The sequence below is a fragment of the Streptomyces aurantiogriseus genome (assembly GCF_014649375.1).
In the GTDB taxonomy this organism is placed as follows: Bacteria; Actinomycetota; Actinomycetes; order Streptomycetales; family Streptomycetaceae; genus Streptomyces; species Streptomyces aurantiogriseus.
On the sequence record NZ_BMSX01000007.1, the window covers coordinates 210,211 to 224,369 of the forward strand.

13 protein-coding genes are annotated in these 14,159 nt (G+C 71.1%); 3 read left to right on the forward strand and 10 right to left on the reverse strand.

Annotated features, from left to right (window positions below; all coding sequences use genetic code 11):
- Window positions 1–158: 158 nt before the first annotated feature.
- Both IE263_RS17355 and IE263_RS17360 read right to left on the reverse strand, forming a co-directional pair.
- The gene (locus IE263_RS17355) at window positions 159–332 is read right to left on the reverse strand and encodes a hypothetical protein (RefSeq protein WP_167532579.1); all 174 of its coding nucleotides are present in this window, start codon (window positions 330–332) and stop codon (window positions 159–161) included.
- A 363-nt stretch (window positions 333–695) separates the two neighbouring features.
- Window positions 696–1,286 (reverse strand): flavodoxin family protein, encoded by a 591-nt coding sequence (locus IE263_RS17360; protein ID WP_189937370.1) that lies wholly within the window; start codon window positions 1,284–1,286, stop codon window positions 696–698.
- A gap of 136 nt (window positions 1,287–1,422) precedes the next feature.
- Between IE263_RS17360 and IE263_RS17365 the strand changes: the two genes are divergently transcribed.
- Window positions 1,423–1,824, forward strand: a complete 402-nt coding sequence (locus tag IE263_RS17365; protein WP_189937372.1) for a winged helix-turn-helix transcriptional regulator — start codon at window positions 1,423–1,425, stop codon at window positions 1,822–1,824.
- Here the strand turns inward: IE263_RS17365 and mutM are convergent.
- The 8 genes from mutM to recG form a co-directional block, all read right to left on the reverse strand.
- Window positions 1,797–2,657 (reverse strand): bifunctional DNA-formamidopyrimidine glycosylase/DNA-(apurinic or apyrimidinic site) lyase, encoded by an 861-nt coding sequence (gene mutM / locus IE263_RS17370; protein ID WP_189937374.1) that lies wholly within the window; start codon window positions 2,655–2,657, stop codon window positions 1,797–1,799. The two genes, IE263_RS17365 and mutM, sit on opposite strands and share 28 nt — an antisense overlap.
- 78 nt (window positions 2,658–2,735) lie before the next feature.
- Window positions 2,736–3,563: a ribonuclease III gene (rnc, locus tag IE263_RS17375; RefSeq protein ID WP_373311998.1), complete on the reverse strand. Its 828-nt coding sequence runs from the start codon at window positions 3,561–3,563 to the stop codon at window positions 2,736–2,738.
- 7 nt (window positions 3,564–3,570) lie between these two features.
- Window positions 3,571–3,744 (reverse strand): 50S ribosomal protein L32, encoded by a 174-nt coding sequence (gene rpmF / locus IE263_RS17380; RefSeq protein WP_003951102.1) that lies wholly within the window; start codon window positions 3,742–3,744, stop codon window positions 3,571–3,573.
- Between the two features lie 2 nt (window positions 3,745–3,746).
- Window positions 3,747–4,391, reverse strand: coding sequence for a YceD family protein (locus IE263_RS17385; RefSeq protein WP_189937379.1), 645 nt, complete (start codon window positions 4,389–4,391; stop codon window positions 3,747–3,749).
- Window positions 4,392–4,554: 163 nt separating this feature from the next.
- Window positions 4,555–5,640: a F0F1 ATP synthase subunit B gene (locus IE263_RS17390; RefSeq protein WP_189937381.1), complete on the reverse strand. Its 1,086-nt coding sequence runs from the start codon at window positions 5,638–5,640 to the stop codon at window positions 4,555–4,557.
- Between the two features lie 99 nt (window positions 5,641–5,739).
- Window positions 5,740–6,219 (reverse strand): pantetheine-phosphate adenylyltransferase, encoded by a 480-nt coding sequence (gene coaD / locus IE263_RS17395; protein ID WP_189937670.1) that lies wholly within the window; start codon window positions 6,217–6,219, stop codon window positions 5,740–5,742.
- Window positions 6,220–6,245: 26 nt separating this feature from the next.
- On the reverse strand, window positions 6,246–6,833 hold the full coding sequence (gene rsmD / locus IE263_RS17400; protein ID WP_189937389.1) for a 16S rRNA (guanine(966)-N(2))-methyltransferase RsmD: 588 nt from the start codon (window positions 6,831–6,833) through the stop codon (window positions 6,246–6,248).
- A gap of 82 nt (window positions 6,834–6,915) precedes the next feature.
- On the reverse strand, window positions 6,916–9,132 hold the full coding sequence (recG, locus tag IE263_RS17405; RefSeq protein ID WP_189937391.1) for an ATP-dependent DNA helicase RecG: 2,217 nt from the start codon (window positions 9,130–9,132) through the stop codon (window positions 6,916–6,918).
- Between the two features lie 168 nt (window positions 9,133–9,300).
- Here recG and IE263_RS17410 point away from each other — a divergent pair, with 168 nt between their 5' ends.
- Both IE263_RS17410 and IE263_RS17415 read left to right on the forward strand, forming a co-directional pair.
- A complete protein-coding gene (locus IE263_RS17410) occupies window positions 9,301–11,157 on the forward strand; it encodes an HSP90 family protein (protein ID WP_189937394.1) in 1,857 nt (618 codons plus the stop codon).
- Complete coding sequence (locus IE263_RS17415) at window positions 11,157–14,102, forward strand: tetratricopeptide repeat protein (protein WP_189937396.1); 2,946 nt, start codon at window positions 11,157–11,159, stop codon at window positions 14,100–14,102. Before IE263_RS17410 ends, IE263_RS17415 begins: the two co-directional genes overlap by 1 nt.
- Window positions 14,103–14,159: the final 57 nt, after the last annotated feature.

Genomic DNA, 14,159 nt, shown 5'->3' on the forward strand with positions numbered 1-14,159 from the left:
CGCCGTATGCCAGCACGCCGGCCGCGCTGTCGCCATGGCCATCCGCCCAGCCGACCAGGACGAGGAACTCCCACCACGCTTGTAGGCAATCGGACCGGACACACGCCGAGGGCCTGACCACCGTGGTCAGGCCCTCCGTGCGGTACAGCAGCGACCTGTCAGTGCTTGAGGGAGCCTTTGGACCGTTCTTTCGCGCCGCGCATCATGCCCCGCGCTTCGAGAGCGGCGCCTTTTGCTTCGAGGGTTCCTTTGTGCACAGCGTGGGCCGCCTTCCGCACAGTCTTTCCGACCACCTGTTCGGCCTTCGCCTTGGCCCGTTCTCCGGCACTCATCTCAGTACCTCCGCGGAGTGTCACTGGCCGTGTGCCCTTGAAGCAGGCAGCAAAACTAGTCTGGGGGATGTGCCGATCGTGGACGGCCGAGTGCACCCCCGCTCGGGCCGTCTCTGGGCCGTGCGGGGGTGCTCAATGACGACCAACGCTGACAACCACCGATGGCTAAGTCGCAGGTCGCAGCGTTGACCGAATGCACGGCCGCAGGTCAGAGACCCGGCCCGTCACTTCTTCGGGTACTAGGCCGCCTCCCGGCTGGATCCGCCCCGGCGGACCCAGCCGGGAAAGCCGTTGGCGGAGCCGCCCCGTACCGTCACCCCTCCGCCGGGACCGCCCGAAAGGCCCGCCGGGGAGCAGCCCGACCTAGGCCGCCAGGCTCGCGCGCCCCTCGCCGAACACCTTCGCCGTCTCCGCGACCCTGCGGCCCAGGTGCTCCGCCGTCGCCACGTCCGCCTTGTGGACGGCCTCGGGGCCCTCGTCGGCGTTGGTCTGGGCGGCCGCGCCGGCGAAGACGCCGAGGCGGTTGAGGTCGTTCTCCGAAGCCGTGCTGCTGTTCCAGCCGGGGAGCAGGCCGAGGTTGACCCAGTGCATGCCGAGCTGGGCTGCAAGGATCTGGAAGAACTGCAGGGTGTGCAGCTTGTCGCCGCTCTTGGAGGCGGAGTTGGTGAAGCCGGCGGCGAGCTTGTCCCGCCAGGCCGACGCGGCCCAGCGCTTCGAGGTGGCCTCGGCGAAGACGTGGAAGGCGCCGGACGCCGTGCCCATGTAGGTCGGCGAACCGAACACGATCGCGTCGGAGGCGTCCAGCAGTGCCCACTGCTCCTCGGTGATCTCGTCGACCTTGATCAGGTGCACCTCGGCACCGGCCTCGACGGCACCGGAACGGACGGCCTCCGCGAGGACGGCGGTGTGGCCGTAGCCGGAGTGGTAGGCAATGGAGACAACGGGGGTGGACACGTGCGTACTCCTCGAAAGCGGAGAAAAAGGGGAGGCGAGAGCGCAGCAGCAGCTCATCAGCGGTAACCACAGGAAAGCACTAACTTCTGGTTAGTGCAATCTGTCGGTTAGCGCTGCGTTCGCGTACGCTTGAGACATGAACGGCACTCACGAGCGCACTGCGGAGCAGGACCTCCCGTACAACGTGTTCGCCAAGGCCTGCCCCTCGCGCGGCACGCTGGAGCACGTCACGGGACGCTGGGGCGGCATCACGCTCTGCGCGCTGTACGAGGGCTCGCTGCGCTTCAACGAGTTGCGCCGCCGCGTCGACGGCGTGAGCGAGAAGATGCTGTCGCAGACCCTGCACGCGCTGGAGCGCGACGGCCTGGTGCACCGCGAGGCCCAGCCGACCAACCCGCCCCGCGTGGACTACGAACTGACCCCACTGGGCCGCGACGTGGCCGAACGGCTTCTGAGCCTGATCCACCTGGTGGAGGGTCGGATGGACGACGTCCTCGCGGCCCGCGCGCGCTACGACGAGACGCGCGGCGGCCTCTGACACTTCGGGCAGTAGTAGCTGGACCGGTTCATCCAGGGGCGCCGGCGCATCGGCGTGCCACAGCGCTTGCAGGGCAGGCCCTCACGCCCGTACGCGTCCAGGGACCGGTCGAAGTAGCCCGACTCGCCGTTGACGTTGACGTACAGGCTGTCGAAGCTGGTGCCGCCGACGGCGAGGGCCTCCTTCATCACGTCCCGGATGTGGCCGAGGAGTTCGGCGGTGCGGGGGCGGGTGAAGGTCGCGGTGGGGCGGTCGTAGTGGATGCGGGTGCGCCACAGGGCCTCGTCCGCGTAGATGTTGCCGACGCCGCTGATCAGCGACTGGTCGAGCAGGGCCCGCTTGATCGTGGTCCGCTTGCGCCGCAGGGCTTGATGGAAGGCTTCCTCGTCGAACAGCGGGTCGAGGGGGTCACGGGCGATGTGCGCGATGACGTCGGGCAGGCCGTCGGGGGTGGTGTCGTGCAGCGACAGACCGCCGAAGGTGCGCTGGTCGACGAAGCGGAGTTCCGTGGCGAGGGCGTCGGCGAAGCGGACGCGGATGCGCAGGTGCTTCTCGTCGGGTGACCCCTGCGGCTGCACCAGGAGCTGCCCGCTCATCCCGAGGTGCGCCAGGATCGCCTGGGGCGTGTCCTCCAGCGGCAGCCAGAGGTACTTGCCGCGACGGCTCGGAACGCCGACGCGGTGTCCCTTGAGGCGGTGCACGAAGTCGTCGGCGCCGGCCACATGACGGCGTACGGCACGCGGGTGCAGCACCTCGGTCTCGGCGACCGTGCGGTGGGCGACCCACTGCTCCAGGCCGCGCCGGACGACCTCGACCTCGGGCAACTCGGGCATGGGGCTCCCCCGTAGAAAGGGTGTACGAGCCGAGCGCCCGACCCTCGGCGGGGGCGGGCGCTCGTTTCGTGAGGTGGATCAGGCGGAGGCGGACTCGGGGTCCGCGCTGCCGTCGACGGCCTGGACGGCCTGGACGGCCTTGGCCGCCTTGGCCCGCTCGTCCGCCGCGGCCCTGATGGACCGCCACGCGGACTCGGCGGCCTGCTGCTCCGCCTCCTTCTTGCTGCGGCCGGTGCCGGTGCCGTACGAGACGCCTCCGACGCGGGCGGCAGCAGTGAAGGTCTTCTCGTGGTCGGGGCCGGTCTCCGTGACCAGGTACTCGGGGACGCCGAGCCCTTCGGTCGCGGTGAGCTCCTGGAGGCTGGTCTTCCAATCCAGGCCGGCACCGAGGTTCGAGGACTTCTCGATCAGCGGGTCGAACAGGCGGTGCACCAGTTCGGAGGCCGCGTCGAGGCCCTGGTCGAGATAGACCGCACCGATCACCGCTTCCAGGGTGTCGGCGAGGATGGACGCCTTGTCCCGGCCGCCCGTGCCCTCTTCACCCCGGCCCAGCCGGATGAAGGAGCCCAGGTCGAGGCCGCGACCGACCTCCGCCAGCGCACGCGAGTTGACCACCGCGGCCCGCAGCTTGGCCAGCTGGCCTTCGGGCAGGTCGGGGTGGGTGCGGTACAGCGTGTCCGTGACGACGAGGCCGAGCACGGAGTCCCCGAGGAACTCCAGCCGCTCGTTCGTCGGCAGACCGCCGTTCTCGTATGCGTAGGAACGGTGGGTCAGCGCTCGCACCAGAAGGGCGGACTCGACGTGGTAGCCGAGCCGCCCTTCCAGAAGCGTGTGGGACGAGGCCGTGTTGTCCGCCTTTTTCCTGGCGACTGAGTCCGCCTTGGCGTCAGACATGAAGCCTCTCACCAGCCGCTCAGACCTCGAGGACCTGGCGCTTGTTGTAGGTGCCGCAAGACGGGCACGCAATGTGCTGCTGCTTGGGCTCGTGGCAGCGCTCGCACGCAACCAGGGTGGGGACCGCAGCCTTCCACTGCGACCGGCGGTGGCGCGTGTTGCTGCGCGACATCTTCCGCTTCGGAACAGCCACGGCTACTTCTCCTGCTTCTCGTCGACGCCCGCTTCGGCGCCGCTCATCTCGTCCTTCTCGCCGTCTTCGAGTGAACCGGCGAGTCCCTGCAGTGCCGCCCAACGGATGTCGACGGCGTCGTGGTGGTGGTCCGGGTCGTCCGCCAGCCGCTCTCCGCACTCGGAGCACAGGCCGGGGCAGTCGTCCTGGCACACCGGCTGCATGGGCAGTGCGAGCACCACCGCATCGCGCAGCACGGGTTCGAGGTCGAACAGGCCGTCCTCGAGAAAGAGCCTGTCCTCGTCTTCCTCGGCGTCGTCGGCCGGTTCCGCCTTGGGGCGACCCCGGTCATCGGCGTCAGGGTACGAGAACATCTCCTGGAAGTCCGCTTCGAGCTCCAGCTCGACCGGCTCCAGACACCTTACGCACTCCCCCTCGGCCTGTGCACGGGCGGTGCCTGTGACGAGCACACCTTCCATGACCGACTCGAGGCGGAGCTCCAGCTCCACCGGGGCGCCTTCCGGCACTCCGATGACCCCCTGGATACCGAGGTCCTTGGGGGCGTCGATCGTGCGGGTCAGGCGCTGGAGCGCGCCAGGACGCCGACCCAGCTCGTGCGTGTCGAACACGAGAGGGTTGCGGTGGTCGAGGCGGGCGTTCAGGGCCATTCCTGCTTTCGATCTTCTCAGCTCGGAGGGACGCTGCCCTGCGGTGTTCCGGGCAGCGATGATCGCGGGCGTATACGAAGTCAGCGAAGCGCACACGCGACCGAAGAGCCAGGATACTGGAGCTTCCGCTCACAGCCCAATCCGGTGCCCGCCGCCCCGGCTGCTACAGGCCGCGCCCCTGCTCGTAGGCGCGCAGTTGCTCGGCGCTGATCATGCTGGTGTCGAAGAGGCTGGTCTCGTCGAGGGCGTACGCCTGCGGGTCCTGCTCCTGAGGCGACTGGTGGGACTGCTGCGACTGATGCGGCTGGGGGACGGCCTGGTTCGGGTCGTAGGGGGCCTGCTGGGTGTCGTAGCCCTGGTACGCGTAGGGGTCGGCCTGCTGATAGCCGTACGGGTCCGGCTGGCCGCCGTAGGTCTGCTGCGGGTAGCCGCTCGCGTACGGGTCCTGCTGGTAGCCGTACGCGGGCTGGACGGCCTGCTGGTCGTACTGCTGCTGGTGCTGCGCGGGCTGCTCGGCCGGGGTGTCCTGCTCCGCGAGGGCGGCGAGGTCGGCGAGGTAGTCCGCGTCGGAGGAGTGCTGGAAGGTCGTGGTGTCGTCGGCGAGGGCGCCGAGGTCGTCGGTGGCGACCCGGCCGTGCAGCTTCTGGCGGCCGCGGCCGACCGCCTCCAGCGTCTTGGCCAGGACCGCCTCGAAGGCGCCCAGCTTGGCGTCCACATAGGCGTCGGCGTCGCGGCGCAGGGTCTCGGGGTCCTGGCTGCGCTCCGGGGCGTCCTCGTCCTCGTAGCCCTGCTCGTCGAGGCCGGGACCGGTGCCGAGGAGCTTCTCGCGGCCGCGGCCGACGGAGCCGAGGGTCTTGGTGAGGACGACCTCGAAGTTGGCGAGCTTGGAGTCGACGTAGTCGTCGGCCTCGGCGCGGATCTCCTCGGCCTCCTGGCGGGCCTCGGCGACGATGCGGTCGGCCTCGGCCTGGGAGCGGCGGGCGATCTCGGTGTCGGAGATCAGGGAACCGCGCTCGGCGTGCGCGGTCTCGATGATCCGTTCGGCCTCCTGGCGGGCCTGCTCGACCATCTGTTCGCGGCCGCCGATCAGCTCCTGGGCCTGAGCGAGAGAGTCGGGCAGGGCCGCGCGCACCTCTTCCAGCAGGGCGAGCAGGTCCGCGCGGTTGACCACGCACGAGGCCGACATCGGCATCGACCGGGCACTGGAGACCGCTGTGACGATCTCGTCGAGCTTCTTCTGCACGTCCACCGGTTGCTCGCCACTCTCTACAGCTGTGTTGGAGACGGACGGGACGACTGTACGGCCATGAGGTGTCCGCCGGACACCGGGTGACGGGCCGTCAGGCGGTCAGTCCTTCCTGAGCCGCTCGGTGAGTGCTTCGAGGACGATCGGCGGGACCAGGTGGGAGACGTCTCCGCCCCAGGTGGCGACCTCCTTGACCAGGGAGGACGACAGGAAGCTGTAGGTGGGGTTGGTGGGGACGAAGAGCGTCTCGACGCCGGAGAGGCCGTTGTTCATCTGGGCCATCTGCAGCTCGTAGTCGAAGTCGCTGACCGCTCTCAGGCCCTTGACGATGGCTGGGATGTCGCGCTGCTTGCAGAAGTCGACCAGGAGGCCGTGGAAGGCCTCGACCTTGACGTTGGCGTACTCGGCGGTGACCCTGCGGATCAGGTCGATCCGCTCGTCGATCTCGAACAGGCCCCTCTTGGACTTGTTGATCATCACCGCGACGTAGACCTCGTCGTAGAGACGGGAGGCGCGGGAGATGATGTCGAGATGTCCGTTGGTGATCGGGTCGAACGACCCGGGACAGACGGCGCGGCGCACTTGTGATCCCTCGCTCTCCGGTCCGGTCATCGTGCGTCTTCGCACGTAGAGGCGGCGCGACCGTACCAAAACGTTCCCTCGCCGTAGCGACGGGACCTGATCGCTTCGAAGCCCTCCGGCCAGTCGAACGTTCCGCCTCTGGTGCTGCGCTCCACGGTGACGAGGGCTTCCGGCGCGATCCACCCCTCCGTGCGGAGTGTGAGCAGAATCTCCCGAAGATCGTTGTCCCCGACGGCGTACGGAGGGTCGAGGAAGACGAGGTCGTACGGCTCGGCCGGAGGTGCCGTCCGGATCACCTGCTCCGCCTTGCCCGCTCTGACCTCGGCGCCGGGGAGGCCGAGGTTCTTCACGTTCTCCCGGACGACGCGGGCCGCTCGTGCGTCGGCCTCCACGAGCAGGACGTGGCTCGCGCCGCGGGAGAGCGCCTCCAGTCCTACGGCGCCGGAGCCGGCGTAGAGGTCCATGACGCGTTCGCCGTCCAAGGGGCCACCGAGCAGGGACTGCCAGGTGGAGAAGAGACCTTCGCGTGCGCGGTCGGAGGTGGGGCGGGTACCGGTTCCCGGCGGGACGGCCAGGCGGCGTCCGCCGGCTGCGCCGGCGATCACGCGGGTCATTTCGGGTCCTTGGTCGTGGGGTGGCTTTGGTCGTGGGGTGGCTACAGGTCCAGTCTGGCAGGGCTGGGTGACGTGGGACGGTTCACCCCTTCTCCAAGTACTGCTCTCTTTCCTCGTCCAGGAGTGCGTCCAGAGCCGTGCGCAGGCCTGGCAGGTGGGTGAGCTCCGGGTCGGCTGCCACGACCGTGGTGGCCTCCTCGCGGGCCTCGGCGATGACCTCCTCGTCCTCTATGACGGCGAGTACGCGCAGGCTGGAGCGGGCGCCGGACTGGGCCTGGCCGAGGACGTCGCCCTCGCGGCGCTGTTCGAGGTCGATACGGGAGAGCTCGAAGCCGTCGAGGGTGGAGGCGACGGCGTTGAGGCGCTGGCGGGCCGCGCTGGCCTCCGGCATCTCGCTGACCAGCAGACACAGGCCGGGCGCCGAGCCACGGCCGACGCGCCCCCGCAGCTGGTGGAGCTGGGAGACGCCGAAGCGGTCCGCGTCCATGATCACCATCGCGGTGGCGTTCGGGACGTTGACGCCGACCTCGATGACGGTCGTGGCGACCAGGACGTCGGTGTCGCCGGCGGCGAAGCGGCGCATGACCGCGTCCTTGTCGTCGGGAGGCATACGACCGTGCAGGACCTCGACCCCGAGGCCCTGGAGGGGGCCCTTGGCGAGCTGGTCCGCCACGTCGAGGACGGCGAGCGGCGGACGCTTCTCGGCCTCGTCCTCCGGGGACTTCTTCTTGCCTGACTTCTTCGGATCGTCCTCCTCGTCGCCGATCCGCGGGCAGACGACGTACGCCTGATGGCCGTTCGCCACCTCCTCGCGGACCCGCTCCCAGGCGCGGGTGAGGAAGTGGGGCTTGTCGGCGGCCGGGACCACATGGCTGGCGATGGGTGAGCGGCCGGCCGGGAGCTGGTCGAGGACGGAGGTCTCCAGGTCGCCGAAGACGGTCATCGCGACCGTGCGCGGGATGGGCGTGGCTGTCATGACAAGCAGGTGCGGAGGCTGCTTGCCCTTGCCGCGCAGGGCGTCGCGCTGTTCGACACCGAAGCGGTGCTGTTCGTCGACCACGACGAGGCCCAGGTCGTGGAACTGGACCTTGTCCTCGATCAGCGCATGCGTGCCGATGACGATCCCGGCCTCTCCGGTGACGAGATCGAGCAGCGCCTGCCGCCGCGCGGCCGCTCCCATCGACCCGGTGAGCAGCACGACCTTGGTGGCGTCCTCGGCCCCGCCCAGCATCCCGCCCTCGGCGAGCTCGCCCATCATCTCCACGACGGAGCGGTGGTGCTGCTGGGCGAGGACCTCGGTGGGGGCGAGCATGGCCGCCTGACCGCCGGCGTCGACGACGGCGAGCATGGCGCGCAACGCCACCATGGTCTTCCCGCTTCCGACCTCTCCCTGCAGCAGCCGGTGCATCGGATGGTCCGTCGCCAGGTCGTCGAAGATCTCCTTCGACACCTTCTGCTGGCCCTCGGTGAGGGTGAAGGGGAGGCGGTCGTCGAAGGCGGCGAGGAGGCCGTCGGGGCGGGGTTCGCGGGGGACGGCGGGGAGTTGGGCGTCGGCGTGGCGGCGGCGGGCGAGGGCGACCTGGAGGACGAAGGCCTCGTCCCACTTCAGGCGGGCGCGGGCGTCGGCGATGTCGGCCTTGGTGTGCGGGCGGTGGATCTTGAGGAGGGCCTCGGGGAGGGAGATCAGGCCACGGCCCTCGCGGAGGTTGTCGGGGAGGGGGTCGAGGGCCTCCTGGGCGCTGGGCAGGACGGTCTGGATCGCCTTGCCGATCTTCCAGGACTCCAGTTTGGCGGTGGCGGGGTAGATCGGGATGAGGGCGCCGGCCCAGGTTTCGACGGTCTCGGCCGCGCCTTCGCCGTCGCCCCGCAGCAGTTCGTAGGCGGGGTGGGCCAGTTGAAGGCGCCGGTTGAACAGGGACACCTTGCCCGCGAACATCGCGCGGGTGCCGGGCAGGAGCTCCTTGTGGGGCTTGTGGACGCCGTTGCCGAAGAAGACCAGCTGGAGGCGGCCGCTGCCGTCCGTGATGGTGACTTCCAGCCGCTGGCCCTTGCCGCGGGGGGCCTTGGCGGAGGCGAAGGTGTGCAGCCGGGCGTCGGCGACCTGGGCGACCACCGTGACGTGCTCGTCCATGGGGAGGTCGGCGAGGTGGGTGAGCTGGCCGCGCTCCTCGTATCTGCGCGGGTAGTGGTGCAGGAGGTCGCCGACGGTGTGCAGGCCGAGGTGCTCGGCCATCACCTTCGCGGTCGGTGGGCCGAGCACCTTTTTCAGTGGTTCTTCGAGTGCGGGCACGAGATCCATTGCACACCACACCACTGACAATGCCGTATATGTGTCTTGAAACCCCTGGTCAGACGGCTCGTTCGGGCCCTAGGATGGCGCGCTCCGGCCATCCCCCGCGGTCACCGCCCCACCGGGACCGCCCGACCCCGCGCCGTCGACCCTCCCCCAATCCGCGGCGCTGCAGCGATGGACTCCCAGACCTCACAGTCATCCCAGGCATCACAGTCACCTCATACGTTCCAGGTCGACCTGCGTGGTTTGGTGGACCTGCTGTCCCATCATCTCTATTCCAGTCCCAAGGTCTACCTGCGCGAACTGCTGCAGAACGCCGTGGACGCCATCACCGCCCGGCGGGCCGAGGAGCCCGACGCCCCGGCGCGCGTGCGGCTGTTCGCGTCGGGCGGTCAGTTGCGGGTGGAGGACTCCGGGGTCGGTCTCACCGAGGCCGACGTGCACAACCTCCTCGCGACCATCGGGCGCAGTTCCAAGCGGGCGGACGGGCTGCAGGAGGCCCGGTCCGACTTCCTCGGGCAGTTCGGCATCGGGCTCCTGGCCTGTTTCGTCGTGGCCGAGCGGATCCGGGTGGTCAGCCGCAGCGCCCGTACCCCCGGCTCGCCGCCCGTGGAGTGGACGGCCCGCGACGACGGCTCGTACACCGTGCGGACGCTGCCTCACGAGGAGCGCCCCGAGCCGGGCACGACGGTGCACCTGGTGGCGCGCGCCGGGGCCGGAGAGTGGCTCACCGAGCAGCGGGTCCTCCAGCTGGCGCGGGACTTCGGCTCGTTGCTGCCGTACGACGTCCGGGTGGGCGACGAGGCGGTCACCGATCTGCCGGCGCCCTGGGACCGGGCGTACCCCTCCCCCGCCAACCGGCGGGTGGCCCTGGCCCGGCACTGCCATGAGCTGTTCGGTTTCACGCCGCTCGACTCGATCGAGCTGGACGTGCCGCTGGCGGGGATCCGCGGGGTGGCGTACGTGCTGCCGGCGGCGGTCAGTCCGGCTCAGCGGGCGAGTCATCGCGTGCATCTGAAGGGCATGTTGCTGACCGAGCGGGCCGAACAGCTGCTGCCCGACTGGGCGTTCTTCGTGCGCTGTGTGCTCGACACGGACAGCCTGCGGCCCACGGCCTCACGCGAGTCCTTGTACGAGGACGAGACGCTGGCGGCCGTGCGGGAGGCCCTGGGCGAGCGCATCCGGGCGTGGCTGACGGGGCTCGCCGCCGGTGACCCGGAGCGCCTCGCGGCCTTCCTGGCCGTGCACCACCTGGGCGTGAAGTCCCTCGCGCGGCACGACAAGGAGATGCTGCGCACGATGCTGCCGTGGCTGCCCTTCGAGACGACCGACGGACGGCTGTCCCTGGAGGAGTTCGCGCAGCGGCACCCGGTGGTGCACTTCACGCGGACCGTGGAGGAGTACCGGCAGGTCGCACCGATCGCGTCCGCGCAGGGCGTCGGGGTGATCAACGGCGGTTACACGTACGACAGCGAGCTGGTCGAGGCGCTGCCGTCGGTGCGGCCCGGGACGGTGGTCGCGGAGCTGGACGCGGACACCGTGACCGCGCACCTGGACGCGGTGGATCCGGCCGAGGAGCTGGCGCTGTCGGGTTTCCTGGCGGCCGCGCGCGCGAAGCTCGACCCGCTGGGCTGTGACGTCGTCCTGCGCGCCTTCCACCCGCTGTCGGTGCCCGCGCTGCACCTGGACGACCGGGCCGCCCGGCACGAGCAGGCGCGGGCGGAGGAGGAGGCGCAGGCCGACGATCTGTGGGCGGGCATCCTGGGTTCGCTGCGGGGCAGCGCTCCGCGCGCGCGTCTGGTGCTCAACCATTTCAACCCGCTGATCCGCAGGATCAGTTCGTTGAACGATCCGGAGCTGATCGGCACCGCCTCGGAGTCGCTGTACGGGCAGGCGCTGCTGATGGCGCAGCGGCCGCTGCGGCCCGCGGACTCCGCGCTGCTGAACCGCGCGTTCATCGGCCTCCTGGAGTGGGCCACGCACGGGGAGTCCGCTCACGGGGAGTCCGCACAGGGGGAGGACGGCCACTGATGACCGGGATCACGGACTTCGACTCGCTCCGCCGGGCGATGGCGGAGAACTCCGAGCAGCCGGAGGGCCCGGCCCGCAACGCGCGCGCGGAGCAGCTGCTCGTCGAGGCCGAGAAGCTGAACATCCCGCTCGCCGTGATCGAGGCGCTCGGACACCAGCTGAAGGTCTACAACTACAGCTCCGAGAAGGCCAAGATGTTCGTCCCGTTCGCGCGGCTGCTGCGCATGTGGGACGAGCGGCCCGAGGACTTCGACGAGTACGAGACGCACTCGCTGCACTGGGTCTTCAAGTGGATGTCGGCCGGCATGCTCGACCAGCCGCACATCCCGCTGGCGTCGGTGGAGAAGTGGCTGGGCGAGATGGAGCACCGCTACCGGCTCGCCGGCCACTCCGAGCGGGCCGTGCGCAGCGCCGAGTTCAGCGTGGCCGCGCACGTCGGGGACGTGGCGCGGGCCGAGCGGGCGTTCGGCGCCTGGCTGGCCGCGGACCGGGACAGCATGGCCGACTGCCAGGCCTGCGAGCTGCACGGGCAGGGCTGGTGGCAGGCGGAGCGGGGCCGGGACGCCGAGGCCCTCGAGCTGTGGGCGCCCGTCCTGGAGGGCGCGTACACGTGCGCGCACGAGCCGCACACGGTGCTCGCGTCGTCCCTGGTGCCGCTGCTGCGGCTGGGCCGCCTGGAAGAGGCGCGCGCCCATCACCTGCGCGGCTTCCGGCTGGTGCGGGCCATGGAGAGCATGCGGGGCGCGTACGCGGACCATGTGGAGTTCTGCGCGCTGACCGGCAACGAGGCGCGGGGCCTGGAGCTGCTCGCGGAGCGGCCGGCGTACTTCACGGACGAGGGGCATCCGCGCAGCAAGCTGGAGTTCCTGAGCGTGGTGGTGCTGCTCATGGGGCGGCTGTCAGAACTGGGCCTCGGCGGTCAGCAGGTGCCCGGTCCGGCCGGGCGGGTGTGGACCGCGGCCGAGCTCGCCGCCCACGCGCGCGGGGAGGCCCTCGCGCTGGCCGCCCGTTTCGACGAGCGCAACGGCACGTCGCACGTCAGTGAGCGGGCACGCGCGCGTATGGCGCAGCGGCCGCTGGTGGAGCGGCTGCCGTTGGGGGTGCGGGCGGTGCGGCCGGCGCCCTCGGTGGTCGCGCCTCCTGTTCCGGTCCAGGAGGCGGCCGAGCCGGAGCTGTCCGATCTGCTGGTCGAGGCGCGACGGCTGTCGGACACTCTGCAGCCGCACGCCATGGAGGCGTGGGCGGCGGTGGCGCGGGCCGCCGAGGGGGTCGAGTTGGACGCGCGCGACCGCGCGGAGATCGTCGATCACGAGGCGATGGGACGCGGCCCGGAGGGCGCCGAAACGTTCGAGCGGGCCGCGGAGCTGTACGCGGAGGCGGGCGACCCGGGGGAGGCTCTGGCGGCACGCGCGCGTGCCGCGTACGTCCGCGCCCTCGCCGGGGACGTCGACGAGGCGCTCGCGGCGGTCGCCGACCCCTACGACCGGGTCCTCGCGCTGTACGCCGAGGGCGGCACGGAGGTGCGGCAGGCGGCGGGCGTCCTGATGGGCCGGGCGCGGATCCTGATGCGGCGCGTCCACGAGGCCGACGGGCCCGTGGCCGAGTCCGTCCTGACGGAGACCGAGACGGCCGTACGGGAGCTGCTCGCGCTCGTCGACGGACGGACCGGGGACGACGTACGGCTCGCCGCGCGGATCGCCGAGGGGCACGCGATGCTCGCGGAGCTGGCAGCGCACTCGGGGAACGCGGAGGCCGGCGCGGAACTGTTCGCGCGCGCGGCGGCGGAGTTCGTCGCGGCGGGCCTGCCGTGGTTCGCCGTGGAGTACGAGGCCCGGCTGGCCGGGCTCGCGCACCACCTGGGCGACCTGGTGGAGGCGGAGCGGGCGCTGCGGGCGGCCCTGGAGCATGGTGGCGCCCATCTGGAGCCGGTCGGGCGGGCCCAGCTGCATCTCCAGCTCGCCGAGGTCGTCGGCGGCCGGGAACAGGCGGAGGAGGCCGCCGAGCACGCCCTGGAGGCGGCGCACTGGGCCGACGAGGCGGGCGAAAGCCCGACGCTCGGTGCCTGGGCGCGGCACCAGCTGGGCGGGTTCCTGGTACGGCAGGGCCGCTGGGCCGAGGCCGCGGAGGTGCTGGAGTCGGCGCTGGCGGACCTGAGTGCCGAGACACACGGCGACGGGGCGGTCGTCCAGACGCAGTGGTGGCTCGGCGACTGTCTGAGCGAGCTCGGGGAGCATCGGGCCGCCGCCGAACGCCGACTCCAGGCTGCCGAGATCGCCCGCCACTGGCCCGAACAGCACGACCACGCGACCCTGGCGCACCTGGCCGCCGAGTCCCTCGGCCAGGCGGGGCTGCCGGCCGAGGCCGACCAGGCCTATGTGCGCGCGGGTGAGCTGTGGCGCTCCCTGGGCAACGTCCACGGTCTCGTCCGTTCCCTGCGCGCCCGCGCGTGGCTGGCGCTGCGCACGGAGGACGGCACGGAGGCGGCGCGGGAGCTGATGACGGGCGCCGTCGAGGAGTGCGCGGACGCCCTGGGCTTGACGGACGACGAGGAGGCGCGCGGGCGGCTCGTCGTCGAACTCGGCCACACCCACCGCCAGTTCGGGGACCTGCTCGCCCGCTCGGCATCCGAGGACGCCGACGACGACTCGATCCGGGCGGCGCTGGAGGAGGCCCTGTGCCAGATGGCGGAGGCCGTCGCCGTGTTCGTCGCCCTCGGGGACGACGCCCTGCACGCCCGCACCGGCGCCGAACTGGCCGCGGGCTGGCTGGAGACCGACCTGGGGCGGCCGGCGGACGCGGCGGCACGCGCGCGTGCGGTGCTTCGGGCTTACGCGGACGGGGAGGCCGAGGTCGATGTCGAGGGTGGGGGTGACGAGACGGTGCGGGCGCGGCGGGCGGAGGCGGGGCAGTTGCTTCAGGTCGCGGAGGAGCAGAAGGATCGTTGAACGATTCCCCGAGGACAGGAGGATTGTTGAACGATCCCACCCCAGAGTAGGGGAATC